At 67.7% G+C, this 19209-nt stretch carries 22 protein-coding genes; 5 read left to right on the top strand and 17 right to left on the bottom strand.

What is annotated here, in order from left to right:
• Nucleotides 1–148 precede the first annotated feature (148 nt).
• On the top strand, nucleotides 149–589 hold the full coding sequence (locus tag ACH0CP_RS06570; RefSeq protein WP_294442644.1) for an MAPEG family protein: 441 nt from the start codon (nucleotides 149–151) through the stop codon (nucleotides 587–589).
• A gap of 25 nt (nucleotides 590–614) precedes the next feature.
• Here ACH0CP_RS06570 and ACH0CP_RS06565 read toward each other — a convergent pair whose 3' ends face one another.
• The 4 genes from ACH0CP_RS06565 to hisG form a co-directional block, all read right to left on the bottom strand.
• Nucleotides 615–791, bottom strand: a complete 177-nt coding sequence (locus ACH0CP_RS06565; protein WP_294442643.1) for a DUF4169 family protein — start codon at nucleotides 789–791, stop codon at nucleotides 615–617.
• A complete protein-coding gene (gene nusB / locus ACH0CP_RS06560) occupies nucleotides 791–1246 on the bottom strand; it encodes a transcription antitermination factor NusB (protein ID WP_294442642.1) in 456 nt (151 codons plus the stop codon). Before nusB ends, ACH0CP_RS06565 begins: the two co-directional genes overlap by 1 nt.
• Before the next feature lie 73 nt (nucleotides 1247–1319).
• Entirely contained in the window at nucleotides 1320–2603 is a 1284-nt protein-coding gene (hisD, locus tag ACH0CP_RS06555) for a histidinol dehydrogenase (RefSeq protein ID WP_294442641.1), read from the bottom strand.
• Nucleotides 2600–3262, bottom strand: coding sequence for an ATP phosphoribosyltransferase (gene hisG, locus ACH0CP_RS06550; RefSeq protein WP_294442639.1), 663 nt, complete (start codon nucleotides 3260–3262; stop codon nucleotides 2600–2602). Before hisG ends, hisD begins: the two co-directional genes overlap by 4 nt.
• A gap of 61 nt (nucleotides 3263–3323) precedes the next feature.
• Between hisG and ACH0CP_RS06545 the strand changes: the two genes are divergently transcribed.
• Entirely contained in the window at nucleotides 3324–4457 is a 1134-nt protein-coding gene (locus ACH0CP_RS06545; protein ID WP_294442638.1) for a DUF2332 domain-containing protein, read from the top strand.
• A 25-nt stretch (nucleotides 4458–4482) separates the two neighbouring features.
• On the opposite strand, the gene ACH0CP_RS06540 is transcribed toward ACH0CP_RS06545, so the two are convergent.
• Genes ACH0CP_RS06540 through ACH0CP_RS06525 form a run of 4 tightly spaced genes read right to left on the bottom strand, consistent with a single transcriptional unit; the run spans nucleotide 4483 to nucleotide 6818 of the window.
• Nucleotides 4483–5385: a pirin family protein gene (locus tag ACH0CP_RS06540; RefSeq protein WP_406875448.1), complete on the bottom strand. Its 903-nt coding sequence runs from the start codon at nucleotides 5383–5385 to the stop codon at nucleotides 4483–4485.
• The gene (locus ACH0CP_RS06535) at nucleotides 5382–5831 is read right to left on the bottom strand and encodes an NUDIX hydrolase (RefSeq protein WP_294442636.1); all 450 of its coding nucleotides are present in this window, start codon (nucleotides 5829–5831) and stop codon (nucleotides 5382–5384) included. Before ACH0CP_RS06535 ends, ACH0CP_RS06540 begins: the two co-directional genes overlap by 4 nt.
• On the bottom strand, nucleotides 5824–6531 hold the full coding sequence (locus tag ACH0CP_RS06530) for a glutathione S-transferase (protein ID WP_294442635.1): 708 nt from the start codon (nucleotides 6529–6531) through the stop codon (nucleotides 5824–5826). The genes ACH0CP_RS06535 and ACH0CP_RS06530 overlap by 8 nt, the downstream gene beginning before the upstream one ends.
• On the bottom strand, nucleotides 6531–6818 hold the full coding sequence (locus ACH0CP_RS06525; protein ID WP_294442634.1) for a BolA family transcriptional regulator: 288 nt from the start codon (nucleotides 6816–6818) through the stop codon (nucleotides 6531–6533). The genes ACH0CP_RS06530 and ACH0CP_RS06525 overlap by 1 nt, the downstream gene beginning before the upstream one ends.
• Nucleotides 6819–6857: 39 nt before the next feature.
• On the opposite strand from ACH0CP_RS06525, the gene ACH0CP_RS06520 reads away from it, so the two are divergent.
• The gene (locus ACH0CP_RS06520) at nucleotides 6858–7445 is read left to right on the top strand and encodes a J domain-containing protein (protein ID WP_406875447.1); all 588 of its coding nucleotides are present in this window, start codon (nucleotides 6858–6860) and stop codon (nucleotides 7443–7445) included.
• Nucleotides 7446–7534: 89 nt separating this feature from the next.
• On the opposite strand, the gene pnp is transcribed toward ACH0CP_RS06520, so the two are convergent.
• The 5 genes from pnp to ACH0CP_RS06495 all read right to left on the bottom strand — a co-directional run bounded on the left by pnp (nucleotide 7535) and on the right by ACH0CP_RS06495 (nucleotide 12563).
• On the bottom strand, nucleotides 7535–9877 hold the full coding sequence (gene pnp, locus ACH0CP_RS06515) for a polyribonucleotide nucleotidyltransferase (protein WP_294442632.1): 2343 nt from the start codon (nucleotides 9875–9877) through the stop codon (nucleotides 7535–7537).
• 157 nt (nucleotides 9878–10034) lie between these two features.
• Nucleotides 10035–10304 carry a 30S ribosomal protein S15 gene (gene rpsO, locus ACH0CP_RS06510; protein WP_046409695.1) on the bottom strand — a complete coding sequence of 90 codons (270 nt, stop codon included), beginning with the start codon at nucleotides 10302–10304 and terminating at the stop codon, nucleotides 10035–10037.
• 19 nt (nucleotides 10305–10323) lie between these two features.
• Nucleotides 10324–11217, bottom strand: a complete 894-nt coding sequence (gene truB / locus ACH0CP_RS06505) for a tRNA pseudouridine(55) synthase TruB (protein WP_294442630.1) — start codon at nucleotides 11215–11217, stop codon at nucleotides 10324–10326.
• 11 nt (nucleotides 11218–11228) lie between these two features.
• On the bottom strand, nucleotides 11229–11915 hold the full coding sequence (locus tag ACH0CP_RS06500) for a site-2 protease family protein (protein ID WP_046409692.1): 687 nt from the start codon (nucleotides 11913–11915) through the stop codon (nucleotides 11229–11231).
• 51 nt (nucleotides 11916–11966) lie between these two features.
• A complete protein-coding gene (locus ACH0CP_RS06495; protein WP_046409979.1) occupies nucleotides 11967–12563 on the bottom strand; it encodes a thymidine kinase in 597 nt (198 codons plus the stop codon).
• A gap of 124 nt (nucleotides 12564–12687) precedes the next feature.
• Between ACH0CP_RS06495 and ACH0CP_RS06490 the strand changes: the two genes are divergently transcribed.
• Entirely contained in the window at nucleotides 12688–13152 is a 465-nt protein-coding gene (locus tag ACH0CP_RS06490; RefSeq protein ID WP_046409690.1) for a hypothetical protein, read from the top strand.
• On the opposite strand, the gene purT is transcribed toward ACH0CP_RS06490, so the two are convergent.
• Nucleotides 13149–14321: a formate-dependent phosphoribosylglycinamide formyltransferase gene (gene purT, locus ACH0CP_RS06485; protein ID WP_294442629.1), complete on the bottom strand. Its 1173-nt coding sequence runs from the start codon at nucleotides 14319–14321 to the stop codon at nucleotides 13149–13151. The two genes, ACH0CP_RS06490 and purT, sit on opposite strands and share 4 nt — an antisense overlap.
• Before the next feature lie 131 nt (nucleotides 14322–14452).
• On the opposite strand from purT, the gene ACH0CP_RS06480 reads away from it, so the two are divergent.
• A complete protein-coding gene (locus ACH0CP_RS06480; protein ID WP_406875446.1) occupies nucleotides 14453–15178 on the top strand; it encodes a haloacid dehalogenase type II in 726 nt (241 codons plus the stop codon).
• Between the two features lie 15 nt (nucleotides 15179–15193).
• Here ACH0CP_RS06480 and rbfA read toward each other — a convergent pair whose 3' ends face one another.
• From rbfA to ACH0CP_RS06465, 3 genes are read right to left on the bottom strand one after another with little or no spacing between them, the layout of a single operon-like run.
• Nucleotides 15194–15583 carry a 30S ribosome-binding factor RbfA gene (rbfA, locus tag ACH0CP_RS06475; RefSeq protein ID WP_294442627.1) on the bottom strand — a complete coding sequence of 130 codons (390 nt, stop codon included), beginning with the start codon at nucleotides 15581–15583 and terminating at the stop codon, nucleotides 15194–15196.
• Between the two features lie 44 nt (nucleotides 15584–15627).
• Nucleotides 15628–18447 carry a translation initiation factor IF-2 gene (gene infB / locus ACH0CP_RS06470; RefSeq protein ID WP_406888449.1) on the bottom strand — a complete coding sequence of 940 codons (2820 nt, stop codon included), beginning with the start codon at nucleotides 18445–18447 and terminating at the stop codon, nucleotides 15628–15630.
• Nucleotides 18444–19184 (bottom strand): DUF448 domain-containing protein, encoded by a 741-nt coding sequence (locus ACH0CP_RS06465; protein WP_294443573.1) that lies wholly within the window; start codon nucleotides 19182–19184, stop codon nucleotides 18444–18446. The genes infB and ACH0CP_RS06465 overlap by 4 nt, the downstream gene beginning before the upstream one ends.
• Nucleotides 19185–19209: the final 25 nt, after the last annotated feature.

The following is a 19209-nucleotide window of genomic DNA, read 5'->3' as shown; positions in this document are numbered from 1 at the left end:
GACGACGATCGGCACGGACCGGAGGGAACCGGCCGCGCCGGGCAGCCGGGCGCATCGCGAAGCCCCGCGCCTATAGCGGAACACGCGGCGGTTGCAACCCGCCTCCGCCCCCGGCAGGCTGATCCGCACAGCAAAGGGGAGGCACAATATGGTTCTACCGGTCACGCTCGCCACTGCGGCGGCCTGCGCGGTGATCAACATCTGGCTGGCGGTACGGCTGGTTCGTGGGCGCGTGCGCGGCAAGGTGATGGTGGGGGATGGCGGCGATCCGGCGATGCTGTCTGGCATGCGGGCACATGCGAACTTCATCGAATATGCCCCGATCGTGCTGATCCTGATGGGCCTGATCGAGTTCGCGCGCGGGCCGCTGGTGGCCCTGTGGGTGCTGGGCATCCTGTTCGTCATCGCGCGCGTCGCGCACCCCTTGGGCATGGCGCGCAACAGCCCCAATCCGCTGCGCGCCGGCGGCGCTCTGGTGACATGGGTGGTGACGCTGGTGCTTGCCGGCTGGGCGATCGCCATCGTGATCGATTCGCCGAGTGCCCGGCCAGTGACGGTCGTGCCGGCCGAATCGGTGCCGCACGCCTGATCTGATCGGCTGCGGCCGGCGGCAGTCAGTCTTCGAGGCGCGCGCCGTCGAGGGCGCGCTCCTGCCGCTCCTGCTCGGCCTTCGCGGCGGCGCGCTCAGCCTTGGTGCGGCCGAAGGCCACCCGATTCGCCGCGGCGGTCGCGGCAGCATCTTCCCGCGCGCGTGCCTTCCGCATGCGACGCAGGTTGATGATTTCCACCATCAGGGGCGGACCTCGCGCGCAATCGCATCGAGCAGACCGTTGACGAAGCCCGCCTCGCGCCGCTCGTAGAAGGCGTGCGCCACATCGACATATTCGCTGATCACCGCGCCCTTGGGCACGTCAACGCGCGACAGCAACTCATAGGTGCCGGCGCGCAGGATCGCCTTCATCGGCTTGTCGAGCCGATCGAGGCTCCACCCGGCGGCAAGCTTCTTCTCGATCAGCTGGTCGATCTCGCCCATCCGGGCATGGGCGCCCGTGACGATGTCGTCGAAGAAAGCGACGTCGGCTTCGGCATATTCGGCGTCCTCGATGGTCGCGCCGATGCGGTGCATATGGAATTCGTGCAGCAGCGCCGGAATCGCGGTCGATTCCATATCGTGCTGATAGAGCGCCTGGGTGGCGGCGAGGCGCGCAGCGGCGCGGGCCTTGGTTCGGGCAGCGGTACGGGACATGGCGGCGGCCCTTACGCCGCCAGGCGCGGATCGGCCAGTCCCCCTGGCCTGCCCCGTGCTGGCGGTGCCGTGATTAGAGCCGCAGCGCCACCGATTGCGCGTGCGCCGGAAGCCCTTCCGCTTCGGCCAGCGCCACCGTCGCCGGACCAAGCTTCTGCAGGGCCGCAGCGTCGAGCTGGAGGAAGCTGGTGCGCTTCATGAAATCGGTCACGCCCAGCCCGCTGGCGAACCGCGCACGGCGCCCGGTCGGCAGCACGTGGTTGGGCCCGGCCACATAATCGCCGATCGCCTCGGGCGTGTGCCGGCCAAGGAAGGCGGAACCCGCATGGCGCAGTTGATCGAACAGCGGCTGCGGATCATCCACCGCGATCTCGACATGCTCTGGAGCCAGTGCATCCACCAACGGCATCGCCTCCGCCAAGTCGCGCACCAGCACGATCGCGCCATTCGCCTCCCACGCGATGCGCGCCGTCTTGCCGGTCGCCAGATCGCCAAGCTGGCGCTCCACCGCCGCCACGACGGCGTCGGCAAATTCGGGCGAGTCGGTGAACAGGATGGACTGGGTGGTCACGTCATGCTCGGCCTGGCTCAGCAGGTCGGCCGCGATCCAGTCCGGATCGTTCTTGCCATCGGCCACCACCACGATCTCGCTAGGTCCCGCGACCATGTCGATGCCGACGACGCCATAAACCTGCCTTTTGGCCTCAGCGACCCAGGCATTGCCCGGTCCGGTGACGACATCGACGCGTGCGATCCGGTCCGTGCCCCAGGCGAGCGCCGCGATCGCCTGCGCGCCGCCGATCCGCCACACCTCGTCAGCGCCCGCCAGGTGCGCCGCCGCCAGCACCAGCGGGTTGACGATGCCATCAGGGGTCGGCGTCACCACCACCAGCCGCTCGACGCCAGCGACTTTCGCGGGGATCGCGTTCATCAGCAGCGTGGAGGGGTAAGCCGCCCGGCCGCCGGGCACATAGATGCCTGCCGCATCCACCGCCCGCCACCGGGCGCCCAGCCGGACGCCGGCGTCGTCGGTGAACGCGGTATCCTCGGGCCGCTGCTTCTCGTGATAGGCACGGATCCGCGCCGCGGCGAGTTCCAGCGCCTCACGCAGCGCCGGGTCGAGCCCGCCAAAGGCAGCGGCACATTCGCTCAGCGGGATCGACCAGCCGCTCGCATCAAGATCGTGCCGGTCGAGCTTCAGCGTGAAAGCCTTCAGCGCGGCATCGCCCTCGTCCCGTACGCTGCGCAGGATCGTGGTGACATCGCGGGTCACGTCCGCATCCGATTCGCGGCGTGCATCGACCAAGGCGGCAAAGTCCGTCGTGAACGATGCGTCGGCAGTGGACAGGCGGATCATGCGGCGGCCGCCTCGTTCGCGGCGCGTCGGAACGCCTCCACCAGCGGAACCACCGCGGCGCGCGTCTTCATCGCCGCGCGATTGACGATCAGGCGCGAGGAGACCTCGACGATCGTCTCCACCTCGACGAGGCCGTTTTCCTTCAGCGTTCGGCCCGACGAGACGAGATCGACGATGCGCGGCGCCAGGCCAAGCATCGGCGCCAGCTCCATCGCACCGTTCAGCTTGATGCATTCCGCCTGCACGCCGCGGCGCGCGAAATGCTGCGCGGTAAGGTGGGGATATTTGGTCGCCACTCGCACGTGGCTCCAGCCGCGCGGATCGTCCGTGGCGGCGAGGTCCGCCGGCTCGGCCACCGACAGTCGGCAATGGCCGATGCCCAGATCCACCGGCGCGTAAAGCTCGGGGTAGGCGAATTCGCCCAGTACGTCGGACCCGACCACGCCAAGCTGCGCCGCGCCATGTGCGACGAAGGTCGCGACGTCGAATGCACGCACGCGGATCAGCGCGATATCGGGGTCGCTGGTGGCGAAGCGCAGCGCCCGGCTGTCCTCGTCGAAGAACGCGGCCTCCGGCACGATGCCGGCCGCCGCGAGCAGTGGCTGCACCTCGCCGAGAATACGGCCCTTGGGCACGGCAATGACGATCGGATCGCTCATGCCGCGGGCTTTACGCAGCGCCCCCGGAAGGCGCAACATGGGCACAAGAGGGAGAGAGCGGATGGCAAACGAGCACACGAACCGCGGCGCGTTCCTGATTCAGCACCATTATTGCACCGTCATGGCGGCGCCGATCACCGCGCGAATATGCAAGGCGCTGGCAAACGCAGTGTCACGCGACAGCCGCACCGGCGCCCGCGTGCTCGACTGGCCCGGCGAGCCCACCGCCGACGCCCTGCCGCTGCGCCTCGTCGGCGGCCTCCACGCACTGCATCGCACGGGCGCTGACGCACGCCTCGACCAGGTCTTCACCGGCGCGGTAGCGGAGGAGGGCGAGGTCGCCGCGATCATCGGCGAGACGCTGGTGGCGCATGACGACGAACTCTACCCCTGGCTCGACGGCCCGCCGCAAACGAACGAGCCTGGTCGCTCGGCGGCGCTGATGGTCGGCCTGATCGACGTGGCGCGCCGCTTCGGCCAGCCGATCGAGCTGCTGGAGATCGGATCGAGCGCCGGACTGAACCTGATGATCGACCGCTTCGGTTTTGATCTCGGCGGCAGTCGCTACGGGCCGGCCGATGCAGCCGTGACGATTCGGCCGGAGTGGCACGGCGCAGCCCCGCCGCCGGCCGACGTGCGTTTCGCCTCGGTGCGCGGCGTTGATGTACATCCGATCGACGCGCGCGATCCGGCCGCAGCCCGGCGGCTCGCGGCCTATGCCTGGATCGACACCCCCGAACGGATCGCGCGGATCGAGCAGGTCATCGCGCTGATCAACGCCGATCCGCCTGACCTCACGCATGGTGACGCGGCTGACTGGCTGGAGGAGCAACTTGCGCAATCGCAGGCGGAAGGCACCACGCGCACGCTCGTTCATTCGGTGGTGTGGCAGTACCTCGGCGAACAGCGGCAGGAGCGGATTCGCGCCACCATGGCGCGCGCCGCCGCTGCCGCAACGCCCGAGCGCCCGCTCGCCTGGGTACGGATGGAGCCGAACAAGGACACGGCGGTCCAGGAAGTCTGGGTTCAGGCATGGCCCGGCGCTGCTGCCCCGCGCCGCCTGGCGCAGACCCACGCACACGGCACCTGGGTATCACTGACGGATCCTGCCGATACGCCGATGGAGAGCGATTTCGTTACCGGCGGGGAAGGCTATTGGGCCAACGCCGCGACTCGCAAGCTGGCGGGGGCATGAAGCCGCCCGCCGCCGCCCCAAGGCGTCACGGATAGCTGACGGTCTTCGGCTGTCCCGGGATCGGGATCCACTCGATCTCGTCGCCCGGCACCACCGGAAACTCCCGCGCCATCCACGCGCGCCGCGCTTCCTCGATCCGCTCGCGGGAGGAGCTGACGAAGTTCCACCACACATGCCGCGGCGTCTTGAAGGCGTCGCCTCCGGCCAGCATCGCGCGCGCGCCGCCGGTCGTGCGCAGCGTCGCCGCGATGCCCGGTCGAAGCACGTAGAGCTTCTGCGGTTCCAGCGGCACGCCCTCCAGCACGGCATCGCCCTCGACCAGGTAGATCGCGCGTTCGTCGGCATCGGCATCGATCGGCACGCTCGCGCCGGCCGCCAATGCGATATCGGCGTAGATTGTGTCGGCATAAGTGGTCGTGGGTGCGGACTTGCCCCACAGGCTGCCCATGATGACGCGCGCGTTGACGCCCGCACCCTCCACGATCGGCAGGTCGCCGGCGGGCACGTGCTCGAACGCGGGATCGATCTCCTCGCGCCCGTCCGGCAGTGCCAGCCAGGTCTGGATGCCGGACAGGCCCGGGCCGGCCGCGCGCTCGTCGCCCGGCGATCGCTCGGAATGGACGATGCCGTGCCCTGCCGTCATCAGGTTCACCGCACCGGGACGGATGACGATCTCGGTACCCAGCGAATCGCGATGCCCGATCGCGCCGTCGAACAAATAGGTGACGGTGGCGAGATTGATGTGCGGGTGCGGCCGAACGTCGATCCCCTGCCCCGGCGGCAGATGCGCTGGCCCCATCTGGTCGAAGAACAGGAACGGGCCGACCATCGTGCGCTCGCGATGCGGCAGCGTGCGGTGAACCTTGAAGCCGCCGATGTCGTGCGTCGCCGGTAGCAGCGTCAACTCGATCAGTTCGTCTCTCGTCATCGATCCGTCGCCTCCAGCATCGCCATCAGATCCGCAGGATAGATCAACTCGGGCCAATCCGCGATCTCATCACGCGCGAACCAGCGCCACTCGGTCATCACGCGCCGCTCAAGCTCGGTATGGCCCACCGGATCCACCTCCGCCGCGTCGATATCGACACGGAACCAGCGCTCGTCCGCAGTCACCGGCACCCGCTCGATCGTCAGGAAATCAACGGTGCGCTGCGCAACTTCAGGCCCCGGATCGGCGATGATGCCGGTCTCCTCGAACAACTCGCGCCGCGCCGCCGCGACGTAGCTTTCGCCGGGATCCAGCGCGCCGCCAGGCGTACACCAGAACGGCGGCCGATCGTCCGTCACGAAACGGAACAGCAGCGCGCGGCCTGCTCCATCGACCAGCAATATCCGCGCCGCGGGCCGCGCCGCCCGCGCAATCGTGTCACTCACCGTCAAGCTCGGGATAATGGCGGAAGATGCCGTCGGTGTTGAACGCCAGCCGCCGATCGCTGGCGAGATAGGCCGCGATGCCGGGCAACGCCGAGACAGAATCGCGGATCCGGATCAGGCCGGGATAATCCTCCTCGATCGCCGCCATCCGGCGCGGGAACATGTAACGAAGCCCCTCGATCAGCTGGAACAGAGACGTATCCGCACAGGTCCAGCGGCCCTCGATCAGCCATTCGCCGGGGTTCGCGTTCGCCGCGGCCTCGAAATAGTCCAGGAACTTGGGCAGCCGCTCTTCGCGGAACTGGCGTGCGGCACGTGCCGCCTCGTCCTTCTGCTCGTCATAATAGGACATCAGTTCCACCGGATGGTGGACGTTATGGACCTCGGCCACAATGTCCGTGACGGTCAGTTGCAGCTGGTGGATCCAGTAACGATCGGCGGGTGCCTCCGGCGCCAGATCATGACGCTCGCCGAGGAACAGAAGGATGTTGGCGACCTGCGCGATGGTGAAGCCGTCCGCCTCCAGATAGGGCGGCGCGAACGGCCCGCGCCCCCCCCATGCCTCCATGTTCGCGACCAGCGCGTCCGCACCCTCTTCGCGCGCGCAATCCTCATATGCGATTCCGGCTGCCTCCAGCGGCAGGCGGACGAACTCACCCCGCCCCTGGATCCCCGGCCAATACCAGAGGCGGTACGTCATCACGCTTCTCCCGGTGCCATGGTCTTCATCGCCAACGCATGAACATGATCACGCAACAGCTCAGCGAGCGCCTGGTTCACCAGTCGCTGCCGCGCGACTCGATTGAGGCCGGCGAAGGCGGCGCTTTCCACCATCACGCGAAAGTGCGATTCGCCGGAGCCGTCATCGCCGGCGTGGCCGCGATGCTGGGCGCTTTCGTTGATCACCTCCAGCCGGGTTGGATCGAGCGCCTCGGTGAGACGGGCCGTGATCGCCTGCTGGATCGGCCCGATGAAAGTATCAGTCATCGCGCCTATATAGCCGGTTTTTGCAGGGAAGATCGGATTTTGGCGAAGGAGCGTCGGAACACGCGCTTTCATGGAAGGATCGAGGGGGATCGGCCGTGCGGCGTGCCGGGCTGCGATGAGCCGGGCGAGTTCCGCGCGCCGCCGCTGGAGGGTCCCAGCAGCGATGGTCCGCCGGCGTTCCGCTGGTTCTGCCTCGATCACGTGCGCGCGTTCAATGCCGGCTATAACTACTTTGACGGCATGACGGCCGAGGAGATTCACCACGCCCAGCGGCCGATGGCCGGCTGGGAGCGGGAGACACGCGCCTTCGCGCGTGCCGGCGGCGGGGACCAGGGGCCACGCTGGGCCGACTTTGCCGATCCGCTCGACGCGATCGGCGCGCGCTTCCGCCGCGAAGTCGCGCCCGAGCGCAAGGACGGCAAGCCGCTTTCCGGCCAGGATCGCGCCAGCCTGAAAGTGCTCGGCCTCGCCCCCGACGCGGATCGCAGCGCCCTGCGCAAGCGCTACAGCGAACTGGTGCGCCGCTATCATCCGGATCGGAACGGCGGCGATCGCAGCCACGAGGCGATGCTGCAGAAGGTAATCTCCGCCTATCAGCAGCTCCGCCAGGCGCCCGCGTTCGCCTGACCTTCCGACTCCTCCACTCCCCGAAACGAGAAAGGGCCCCGGCATCGCTGCCGGGGCCCTTCCTGTATCACCCGAAGGCGACGGATCGCTTAGTCGCGATCGCGGTCGTTCGTCAGGAACGCAGGTGCGAACTCGGGCGCCGGGCCGTCATCGTTGCCACCGCCGTTGCCGCCTTCCGAACGCTCGCGGCGCGGGCCACGGTCACGGCGCGGGCCGCGATCGCCACCACGGTCACCACCGCGACCACCGCGATCACCACCGCCATCGCGGCGCGGACCACGATCACCACGCGGCTCGCGCGGTTCGCGTGCCGGACGAGTGTCTTCCAGCTCTTCGCCAGTTTCCTGGTCCACGACCCGCATCGACAGGCGAACCTTGCCGCGCGGATCGATCTCGAGGACCTTGACCTTCACTTCCTGGCCTTCGGACACGACGTCGGTCGGCTTCTCGACCCGCTCGTTCTTCATTTCGGAGACGTGGACGAGGCCGTCCTTGCCACCCATGAAGTTCACGAATGCACCGAAGTCGACGATGTTGACGACTTTGCCGGTGTAGATCTTGCCGACCTCGGCCTCTTCGACGATGCCCTTGATCCAGTTGATCGCGGCTTCGATCTGCGAGTGGTCGGACGAGCTGATCTTCACCACGCCCTCGTCGTCGATGTCGACCTTGGCGCCGGTGGTGGCGACGATCTCGCGGATCACCTTGCCGCCGGTGCCGATGATGTCGCGGATCTTCGACTTGTCGACCGTGATCGTCTCGATGCGCGGTGCGTGCGCGCTGAGCTCGGTGCGGGTCTCGCCCAGCGCCTTGTTCATCTCGCCCAGGATGTGCGCACGACCGGCCTTCGCCTGGTTCAGCGCCGCCTCGAAGATCTCCTTGGTGATGCCCGCGATCTTGATGTCCATCTGCATCGTGGTGATGCCTTCGGACGTGCCAGCCACCTTGAAGTCCATGTCGCCCAGGTGATCCTCGTCACCCAGGATGTCGGACAGGATCGCGAAATCCTTGCCTTCCAGGATCAGGCCCATGGCGATGCCGGACACCGGACGCTTGATCGGCACGCCGGCGTCCATGAGGGCCAGCGAGCCGCCGCACACCGACGCCATCGACGACGAGCCGTTGGACTCGGTGATGTCGCTGGTCAGACGGATCGTGTACGGGAACTCTTCCTTCGATGGTAGCACCGGGTGCAGCGCACGCCACGCCAGCTTGCCATGGCCAACCTCGCGGCGGCCCGGCGCGCCGAAGCGGCCCACTTCACCGACCGAATACGGCGGGAAGTTATAGTGCAGCATGAAGTGCTGGTACGACAGGCCGTTCAGACCGTCGATCATCTGCTCCGCGTCGCGGGTGCCAAGCGTCGCAGTCGCGATCGTCTGGGTTTCGCCACGCGTGAACAGTGCCGAGCCATGCGCACGCGGCAGGAAGTGGGTTTCCGCCTCGATCGGGCGGATCTGCGTGGTGGTGCGGCCGTCGATGCGCTTGCCGTCCTTCAGGATCGCCTGACGGACGATGTTCGCCTCCAGCTTCTTCACCAGCTTCAGCGTGCCGAGATACTGGGCGGGATCGCTTTCCTTGAGGTCCGCGAAGGCTTCGCGGGCCTTGGCGCGCGCCTCGTTCAGGGCGTTCTGGCGCTGCTGCTTGTCGGTCAGCTTGTAGGCAGCGGCGATATCCTTGCCGATCGCCTTGTCGAGCTTCTTCAGCGTCGCCGACTTGTCGTCGACCGGCGCCAGCTCCCACGGATCCTTGGCGGCCTGCTCGGCGAGCTTCACGATCGCCTTGACGACCTCACGGCAGGCATCGTGCGCGAACAGCACGGCGCCCAGCATGATCTCTTCCGACAGCTCCTTGGCTTCGGATTCGACCATCATCACCGCGTCGTAGGTAGCGGCGACGACCAGGTCGAGCTGACCCTCTTCGACCTGCTTGTCGGTGGGGTTGAGGATATACTCGCCATCGACATAGCCGACGCGCGCCGCGCCGATCGGGCCCATGAACGGCACGCCCGAGATGGTGAGCGCAGCCGAGGCGGCGACCATCGAGAGGATGTCCGGCTCGTTCTCGCCGTCATAGCTCAGCACCTGAGCGATGGCGTTGATCTCGTTGTAGAAGCCTTCGGGGAACAGCGGGCGGATCGGGCGGTCGATCAGGCGGGAGACCAACGTCTCCTTCTCGGTCGCGCCACGCTCACGCTTGAAGAAGCCGCCCGGGATACGACCGGCGGCGGAGAACTTTTCCTGGTAGTGGACGGTAAGCGGGAAGAAATCCTGCCCTTCCTTGACCGTCTTGGCCGCGGTGACGGCGCACAGCACCACCGTCTCGCCGAGCGTCGCGATGACCGCGCCGTCGGCCTGGCGGGCAACCTTGCCCGTCTCGAGCGTCAGGGTCTTGCCGCCCCACTCGATGCTTACCGTTTTCTTGTCGAACATTTCGTTTCCTTCACTCCGGCCGCCCTATGCAGCCGGGGCCTGCTTGAGCCAGTCTTGGCTCGTGCCAGTCGGGCCTTATTGCCCGCTGGCGTTGCACGCTCGCGTCACACGCGAAGCGCATATGCGAGAAGGGCGCCGCGAGGGCGCCCTTCCGTTATTACTTGCGAAGACCGAGCTTCGCGATGAGGGCGAGGTAGCGATCCCCGTCCTTCTTGCGGAGATAGTCGAGAAGCGAACGACGCTTGTTGACCATCATCAGCAGGCCGCGACGCGAATGGTTGTCCTTGGCGTGGCCCTTGAAGTGCTCGGTCAGGTTCCGGATCCGCTCGGTCAGGATCGCGACCTGAACTTCCGGCGAACCGGTGTCGCCTTCGGCGCGGGCGTGATCCTTGATGAGTTCCTGGCGGCGTTCCGCAGTGATCGACATGTGTTTTCCTTCGACATCTTTACAGGTTGAAGCCGCGGACGACACGACCCTCGCGGGCCTGGACCTCGATCAGCGCTACCGGCACATCGTGCAGGCAGGCAAAATACTGGCCATCGTCGGCAACGATCCCGGCCAGAACACGCCCCTGGCGGAGCGCCCCTGCCTGGTCGGGAGTGAGGGGTAGAGCCGGGATGTCGTCCAGCCCCGCCCTCAACGGCAGGAGAATATGTTCAAGGGTGCGCGCCTTAGCGGCTTCGCTCAAATTGTCCAGCGATATCGCTCGGCCGAGGCCAAAGGGCCCCGCCTTGGTCCTCCTGAGATAGGTGACATGGCCGACGGCTCCAAGGGCGAGCGCAATGTCCCGCGCGAGGCTGCGGATATAAGTGCCCTTGGAAACATGCGCGGTCAGCGTCGCTTCTTCCAGCGCGCCTGCGTCGGCCGCCGCGGTGACGCTCAGCGCGAACACCGTCACCGCGCGCGTCTTCAGGATCACCTCCTCGCCCGCCCGCGCCAGGTCATAGGCGCGCTGCCCATCGACCTTCAGCGCGGAGAACGCCGGCGGCATCTGCTCGATCGGCCCGGTAAAGTCCGCCAGCACCGCCGTCAGCGCATCCCGCGTCGGGCGCACGTCGCTGGTCGCGATCACCTTGCCCTCGGCGTCCAGCGTATCGGTCTGCTCGCCGAAGCGGATGGTGAAATCATATACCTTATCGCTGTCGAGCATCCGCCCGGCGAGCTTCGTCGCCTCGCCCAGCGCGATCGGCAGCACGCCCGACGCCAGCGGGTCGAGCGTGCCGCCGTGGCCCACCTTCGCCTTGCCATATCCGCCCTCGCGCAGCGACCGCTTCACCGCGCTCACGCCCTGAGTCGATCCAAGCCCCAGCGGCTTGTCGAGGATCAGCCATCCATGCATGTCAGGGGTCCTCAGGCGAACAGCTGCGCAAAGGCGAGATACTGGCGCACGAGCCAGTCGGCGGGCGGACCGACGATCTTGCCGACGATGCTCGCGCTCGGCCAGATCATCGGCACCACCACCAGGAGGACGATGATCAGCGGAAAGCCGAAACGCGCCAGCTTCGCCCATTCCACTGCCAGCCGCCGCGGCAGCACGCCTTCCACCACATGCCCGCCGTCAAACGGCGGCAGCGGCAGCAGGTTGAACACCGCGAGGAAGATGTTGATCAGCAGGAAGTTGACGAGATTGGCGAAGATGAACTGGCTGACGCCCTCCGGCGGCCCGCTCATTTGCCCATAAAGCACGCCGATCGCGATCGCCGCGACCGCCGCCAGCAGGAAGTTCATCCCCGGCCCGGCGAGCGCCACCGCCACCATGCCCCAGCGCGGATTGCGCAGCCGCCGCGCATCCACCGGCACCGGCTTGGCCCATCCAAACACCGGCGCCTTGGCGAGCGCAAGGCCCAGCGGCAGGATCACGGTTCCAATCGGATCGACATGGCGGATCGGGTTGAACGACAGCCGGTTGAGCTGCGCCGCGGTCGGATCGCCGAGCGCACGCGCCATCAGGCCATGCGCCACCTCGTGAAAGACGATCGCGATGATCAGCGGAATGATCCACACCGCCGCGGCGTAGATGGGATTGTCGGGTGTCATGATGCCGGCGAGATAGGGGGGCGGGCGAGCGAGCGCCAGCGCCCCCGCGTGTCACGCCTGGCCCGCGGCGCCCAATTCCAGCGCGGCGGTGAAATGCCGCCGGCACAAGGCGACATAGCGGTCGTTCCCGCCGATCACCGTCTGCGCCCCCGCCGCGACCGGGCGCCCCTTGGCGTCGACCCGAAGGTTCATGGTCGCCTTGCGCCCGCATTCGCAAACCGACTTTATCTCGATCAGCGCGTCGGCCAGCGCCAACAGCCGCGCCGATCCCTCAAACAACGCCCCCTGGAAATCGGTGCGCAGGCCATAGGCCAGCACCGGAATGCCATCGACATCCGCCAGCCGCGCGAGCTGATCGACCTGCGCCGCCGTCAGGAACTGCGCCTCGTCCACCAGAACGCACGCCACCGTTTCCTCGGCATGGCGATCGAGCACGCAGGCGGCGATGTTGGTGCTCGCGTCGAACATCGTCGCCGGCGCCGACAGGCCGATGCGCGAGGTAATCGTGCCCGCCGCAAAGCGATCGTCGATCGCAGCGGTGAACAGCATCGTCGCCATGCCGCGCTCGCGATAGTTGAAATCGGCCTGCAGCAGGTTGGTCGATTTCCCCGCATTCATGCTGGCATAATAGAAATAGAGCTTGGCCATCGCGTTGCTGTTCCCCATCGGCGCGTGCCGCGCCACTATTTTCCTGCCGCCCGTTTTGCAGCTCGCGCGGGATACGAAACCGCTCCCAGCGATTGTTCGCGCGAACCACACGAGGAATTCGCCGATGCTTCGTTCCTACCTCATCGGGCTGGCCGCGGGTCAGCGCGGGATCGTGCCGCTCGCCGCGCTCGCCGCCGCCGGCCGTCGCGGCGCGCTGCCCGATGACATGCCGCTCGCCAAATTGTTCAAGAACCCGCTGATCGCCTGGGGCGCCGTCGCCTTCAGCGCCGCGGAAATGGCGGGCGACAAGCAGAAGACCGCACCCGACCGGATCGTGCCGATCGGCCTTGCCGTGCGCAGCGTCACCTCCGCCTATGCCGGCGCGGCGCTGGCGCCCAAGGGGCAACGGGTGACCGGCGCCGCGGTCGCGCTCGGCACGGCACTTGCCAGTTCCTACATCGGCTGGCGCATCCGCATGGCCGCGCTTCGCCGCTATGGCCAGACCGCCACCGGCTTCGTCGAGGATGCGCTGGTGCTCGCCACCGGCGTCGCCGCCGCCGACCCGCGCCTCGTCAAGCGCGCTGCCTAAGCCGGATCGTAGCTAAGCTGAACCTTCGACGCCGCCTCGGCCGCAATGCGCCGGGCGTCGTCGGTGGTCGCGGCGCGCGCCAGCGCCACGCCCATGCGGCGATAGGGCCGTGTCGTCGGCTTGGCGAAAATCCGCACGTCCACGTCGCCCCCCGGTGTAGCCAGCGCCTCGGCGATGCCGTCATAGCGCACCGTGTCCGACGCGCGATCCGCCAGGATCACTGCGGAGGCGGACGGGCCGTAGCTGGTCAGCGTCGGGATCGGCAGGCCAAGGATCGCGCGGGCGTGCAGGTCGAACTCGCTCAGCGATTGCGAGATCAGCGTCACCATCCCCGTGTCATGCGGGCGCGGTGACAATTCGGAAAAGATCACCTCGTCATCCTTGACGAAGAACTCCACGCCGAACAGGCCATACCCGCCCAAATCGTCGACCACCTTGCGCGCCATGTCCTGCGCGTCGGCGATCGCCTTTTCCGACATGGCGGCCGGCTGCCAGCTTTCCTGATAATCGCCGCGTTCCTGCCTGTGGCCGATCGGCGGGCAGAAGACGACGCCGTCGCGCGTGCGCACCGTCAGCAACGTGATCTCATAGTCGAAATCGACGAACTCCTCGACGATCACCCGCGCCCGGTCGCCGCGCATATTGGCGACGGCATAATCCCACGCCGCTTCCAGATCCGCTTCGCTGCGAACCGTGCTCTGTCCCTTGCCCGATGAGGACATGACCGGCTTGATCACGCACGGCAGCCCGGTGTGTGCCGCGCCCGCGCGCACCTCGTCCAGCGTCTCGGCATAGCGATAGCGCGACGTGCGCAGCCCCAGCTCGACCGCCGCCACTTCGCGGATGCCGTCGCGGTTCATCGTCATCATCGTCGCGCGCGCCGACGGGACGATCGTCGTCCCCGCCGCCTCCAGCTCGGCCAGCACTTCGGTGCGGATCGCCTCCACCTCCGGAACAACGAAATCGGGCCGGTGCCTCTCCACGGCTGCACGCAGTAGGTCGGCGTCGAGCATGGAGAAAACCTCGCGCGCATCCGCCACCTGCATCGCCGGCGCGCCGTCATAGCTGTCGCAGGCGATGACATAGCAGCCGAGCCGCTTGGCCGAGATCACGAACTCGCGTCCAAGCTCGCCCGAACCGAGCAGAAGGATTGTTGCCGTGAACGCCATGCCGCACCGCCTTGCTGTTGCCGGTCGCGTGAGTGGCCCGATCGACGCGGCTTGTCCACGGGGGGCATCACTCGTAGCACCCGGCAAAAGGGCGCGCCGCGACGCGCCGGTGCAATCTGCGAGGGGATGAAATGGCCGGTTCCGATTTGCCGAAGGTGCTCGCGTTCGACGTGTTCGGAACGGTGGTCGACTGGCGCACCAGCATCACCGCCGAATCCGCCGATTTCCTCGCGCGCATCGGCCGCAGCGACCTCGATCCCGCCACCTTCACGGACAATTGGCGCCGCCGCTATCTCACCGGCATGGCGACCTATGCGAAGTCGGGCCGCGACTTCACCATCCTCGATGTGCTTCACCGCGAGATGCTGGACGAAACGCTGAACGATGCGGGCGTCGATCCCGCCACGCTCGACGAGGCATTGCTGCAGGACTGGACCTTCGCCTGGCGCCGCCTCACGCCGTGGCCCGACTCGGTTGAGGGGCTGACGCGCCTCAAGGGCCGCTTCCCGATCGTCACCTTGTCGAACGGCAATATCGCGCTGATGCTCGAAATGGCGCGTCGCGGTCGCCTGCCCTGGGACGCGATCATGGGGGCTGAGGTCACCCGCGCCTACAAACCCGATCCGCGCGCCTATCTCGGCACTGCCGAGATCCTCGGCTTGTTGCCGCAGGAGGTGTGCCTGGTCGCCGCACACCACAGCGACCTCGCGGCCGCGCGCGCCTGCGGGCTGAAGACCGCCTTCGTGTCACGCCCGATGGAATATGGCGGCCGCCCCGCCCCCGATGCCAAGCTGGCGCAGGATTGGGAATGGTCCGCCGACAGCCTCATCGACCTGGCGGCAAAGCTCGGCTGCTGATCGGCAGCCGGCGGCTTACTCCTCGCCCGCCTCCAGGTCGCGCGCCACGGTGGGCGATCGTAGCAGCTGGTCGATATGGCTGCCCTCGTCGAAGCTCTCGTCGCTCAGGAACTTCAGGCGCGCGGCATATTTCATCTTCACCCGCCGCGCGACTTCGCGCTGCAGATAGGCGGTGTTGGTACGCAGCGCCTTCAGCACCGCTTCCTCGTCCTTGCCCAGCAGCGGCTTCACGAACACCGTCGCATGGCGCAGGTCGGGGGACATGCGCACTTCGGTGATGCTCACCAGGTGAGTCGTGAGCACGTCGTCATGCACGTCGCCGCGCTGCAGGATCTCCGACAGGATATGACGCACCTGCTCGCCAACGCGCAGAGTACGGACGGATTTTTCTGGTTGATCGGTCATCGTGAGACTCCCCTCTCCCCGCATGGGGGAGAGGGTTCATGTCCTTACAGCGTGCGTTCGCGCAGCTCGACCTCGAACGTTTCGAGGAAGTCGCCCGGGCGGATGTCGGTGAAGTTCTGCGTGAACGTCACACCGCATTCCAGACCAGCGCGAACCTCGGGCACGTCGTCCTTGAAGCGCCGCAGCGAAGCAATTTCGCCATTGTAGATAATGACGTCGTTGCGCGTGATGCGGGCCTTGAGCGCCTTGCGGATGACACCCTCGACCACCAGCAGACCGGCCGCCTTGCCGTGCTTGCCGGCGGAGAAGACCTCGCGGATTTCGGCGCGGCCAACGACCGTCTCGAACGCCTCGGGGCCAAGCTCGCCCGCCATACCGGCGCGGATCTCGTCGATCAGGTCATAGATGACGTCGTAATATTTCAGCGCCACCTTGTGCCGCTCGGCGATCTCGCGCGCCTTGGCATTGGCACGGACGTGGAAGCCGATGATCGGCGCGCCCGAGGCCGCAGCCGCGTTCACGTCGCTCTCGGTGATGCCGCCGACGCCCGAATGCAGGATGCGCGCGCGGATGTCGTCGGTCGAGATCTTGTTGATCGCAGCGACGATCGCCTCGACGGTCCCTTGCGTATCCGCCTTCACCACCAGCGGATATTCGATCGCCTTGTTCGCTGCCAGCGCAGAGAACATGCTCTCGAGGCTCGCCGGCGCCGCCGTCGTGCGCTTCTGCGTCAGCACGCCCTGGCGATATTCCGCCACTTCGCGTGCTCGCGCTTCGCTCTCGACCACCTGCAGCTGGTCACCAGCCGACGGCGTGCCCGAAATGCCAAGCACCTCGACCGGGGTCGACGGGCCCGCTTCCTTCAGCTGGCGACCCTTGTCGTCGACCATCGCACGCACCTTGCCGCTTTCCGCGCCGACGACGAACACGTCGCCGACCTTCAGCGTGCCGCGGGTGACGAGCACGGTGGCAACCGGGCCACGGCCCTTGTCCAGCTTCGCCTCGATCACGCTGCCTTCGGCATCGCGGTCGGGGTTGGCCTTCAGGTCCATCAGCTCGGCCTGCAGCTGGATCTTCTCGATCAGCTCGTCGAGGCCGGTCTTCTTCAGCGCGGAGACCTCGACGTCCTGCGTCTCGCCGCCCATCGCCTCGACCTGGATGTCATGCTCCAGCAGGCGCTCGCGCACGCGCTGGGCATTGGCATCGTGCTTGTCGATCTTGTTGATCGCCACGATCATCGGCTTGCCGGCCGCCTTGGTGTGATTGATCGCCTCGATCGTCTGCGGCATCAGCCCGTCGTCTGCGGCAACCACCAGCACCACGATATCGGTGACGTCGGCACCACGCGCACGCATGGCGCTGAACGCCTCGTGGCCCGGCGTGTCGAGGAAGGTGATCTTCGACTTGTCCTTCAGCGTCACCTGATAGGCGCCGATATGCTGCGTGATGCCACCGGCCTCGCCGCGCACCACGTCGGTGCCGCGCAGCGCGTCGAGCAGGCTGGTCTTGCCATGGTCAACGTGGCCCATGATCGTCACGACCGGCGGACGCGGCTTCAGATCGGCCTCGGCGTCGGGCGCGGTATCCAGCACCAGATCGATGTCGCTGTCGCTGACGCGCACGACATTGTGGCCGAATTCGGTGACCAGCAGCTCGGCCGTATCCTGGTCGATCGTCTGCGTCATGGTGACGGGCGAACCCATCTTGAACAGCGCCTTCACCAGGTCAGCGCCGCGTTCCGCCATGCGGTTCGCCAGCTCCTGGACGGTGATCGCCTCCGGCACCTGAACGTCGCGGACCTGCTTGGCCTGCGGTTCGCGCGGGCCGGTCCAGCCACGCTTTTCCTTTTCGCGCGCACGCTTCAGCGCGGCGAGCGAGCGGGCGCGTGCGCCATCCTCGTTCAGCGCGCGGGTAACCGTCAGCTTGCCGCCACGACGCTCGTCGCCCTTGCGGTCGCGCTGCTGCGGACGCGCCGGCGCCGCATTGTTGCGCGGCGTCGCCTGCCCCGACGGCAGGTTGCGCTGCTGCGGGGTGGACGACGAGGACGACGACGAAGCGGTCGCGGTGGGCTGCGCAGGCTCGGGCTTCGGCTCGGGCTTGGGCTGCGGCTTAGGGATCTCCGGGCGCGGCACCGGCGAGAAGCGGCGCGGCGCCGGCATCGACGGATCCCGGCTCAGTTCCAGCACGGGCGGCGGCGCAGGCGGTGCCGGCGGCGCAGCCTTGGGCGCGCGCGGTGCTGGCGTAGCGGCAGCACGCACGACTTCCGGCTCATGCGCCGGCGCGGCCGGTGCAGGCGTTGCCGCCGGCGCGTCAGACGGTTCCGCCGCCGCGGGCGTCACGTCAGCCTTCGGCTCTTCCGCTGCAGGCGCCGGCGTAGCAGCCGCCTCGGGAGCCTTCGTCGGCTCGGGCGCGGGCTCGGCCTTGGGTTCCGGTGCAGCGGCGGCAGCAGCGGCAGCGGCGCGCTCTTCCGCACGGCGGCGCTCCTCCTCGGCCTGGCGGGCGCGCTCGGCTTCCTCGCGCAGACGCTGCTCTTCCAGCGCGCGCATCCGCTGCGCTTCGGCCTCGCGCAACAGGCGGGCCTGGCGCTCCTGCGGCGTCTCGTTCGACGGCGGGCGCGCGGGTGCGGGCGCCGGGGCAGGCGCCTGCTGGACCGGCGCGGGCGCAGCTTCAGGCGCCGCAACCTGCTCGGCCGGGGCGGGGTCGCCCGGCCGGCGCATCGGGCGCGCCTTCTTCGTCTCCACGATCACCGTATTCTTGCGGCCGTGACTGAAGCTTTGCTGCACCTTGCCGGTCTCGACCGTGCGCCGAAGGCCCAAGGGCGCGCGCATGCCAAGTTTCGGCTTTTCGTTGTCGGTGTCGCTCACTCAAATTCCTCGTGTGTCGTCACGGCCGGTACGCGCCCGGAAAGTCCGGGCGCCGATGCGCCTTGCGCGGCCGTTGCGCAAGATGCGGAGTCTAAAGCGCCCATCAAAGTGTCACCTTGACGGGCTTCTACAGGGTCGGGGCCGATAAAGCGCCGCCAGCGATCGAGTGCTTCGCCCAATCTGCCGGCCGCCATGCGGTCGATGACGCCGATATGTACCACGTTCTCGCGGCCCAGCGCCATCGACAATATGGGGCGTGGGACCGGAAGAACCAACCCCTCAAGATCGCTGCCCTCCCGATCGGATCCCACGCGCCATGCTTGGGCAAGCCGGCGACGGCCGTCCTCGCTGGCGTCCGACGCATGATAAAGCGCGAATACCCGCCCTTTGCGCGCCGCCTCGACGATGCGCTCCGATCCCGTCAGCACCATGCCGGCGCGCGATTCCAGCCCCAGCCGGTCGAGCGCATTTCGCTCGAGTGCAATGGCGATCAGCGCCGGCAGATCGTCCGGTACGGTGAAGGTGCCGGTCTTGAACGAACGGGCAAGCGCGCCGCGCAGCTTGCCCTTGGCCTGCGCCTCGGCAAGCTCGGCCGCAGTCACGCCGATCCAGGCGCCGCGGCCCGGCGCCTTCGCGCGCACGTCAGGCAGCACGCGTCCTTCGGGCGCCAGCGCCAGCCGGATGAGATGCGCCGGCGACGACGAGTCGCGGGTCAGGATACAGGTACGCTCGCTCATCGCCGCGCCTCCTTCGGAAGCGCGT

Origin of the sequence: Sphingomonas sp. 179-I 2A4 NHS (assembly GCF_045369135.1) — a bacterium.
Classification (GTDB): domain Bacteria; phylum Pseudomonadota; class Alphaproteobacteria; order Sphingomonadales; family Sphingomonadaceae; genus Sphingomonas.
The sequence above is the reverse complement of the archived record's forward strand: the minus strand, read 5'-3'. Positions and strand labels throughout refer to the sequence as shown.